The following is a 592-nucleotide window of genomic DNA, read 5'->3' as shown; positions in this document are numbered from 1 at the left end:
GGCGTTATGTCAAAGGAGGTAATGGTGAGCCACAAATGTTCGGAGTGTGGATGGTCTGATAAGCCAAGTCATAAAAGATATTATACCAAGAGAGGATTGTGTAGACCTATTTGTTCATTGTGTAATCCTTCGTTAGAACAAAAAATAAAAACCAAACTCAAAAGTTTACCTAATCGATTTATTTACCTTTTTTTTAATGGATACGGTGCTCGTCCACCAGTTGCTTCTATCCCATATGTTGTAGTGTTGTTTTTTTTATTAATGTATTTTGTGCCTAAAAAGGTTGTAACTTTTTTAGGTGAAGATGTTATGCTTCTTATTGTTTGGCTAATTTCATTCGTATTGCTTAGCTATGGAAGCATGAGGTTTTCTAAACTATTAAAAAATAGAATGGATAATAAAGAGAAGTATTCTTGGCTGGTTCTCATATTTTATCTGCCGCTAATAATTATTATCTCGGTGTGGTTATATTTAGCCACACATGGATATTGACATAACAAATGCATCAACACGATTTGCTACATTCGGCATTCTAGGTTTCTTTGAGTTTACCGCATTAAGTGGTAAATTTGGGCTTAATCTGCATGGTAGC

The 592-nt window shown here is 34.3% G+C and carries 1 protein-coding gene; it reads left to right on the top strand.

The window, feature by feature from the left end; genetic code table 11:
• The coding region (locus tag GNP81_RS19355) for a hypothetical protein (RefSeq protein WP_214645170.1) at positions 1 to 492 on the top strand (492 nt) is incomplete at its 5' end.
• Positions 493 to 592: the final 100 nt, after the last annotated feature.

Source organism: Aliivibrio fischeri (assembly GCF_009727955.1).
GTDB classification, from domain to species: Bacteria; Pseudomonadota; Gammaproteobacteria; order Enterobacterales; family Vibrionaceae; genus Aliivibrio; species Aliivibrio fischeri_A.
This window is presented reverse-complemented; position numbering and strand designations above follow the sequence as displayed.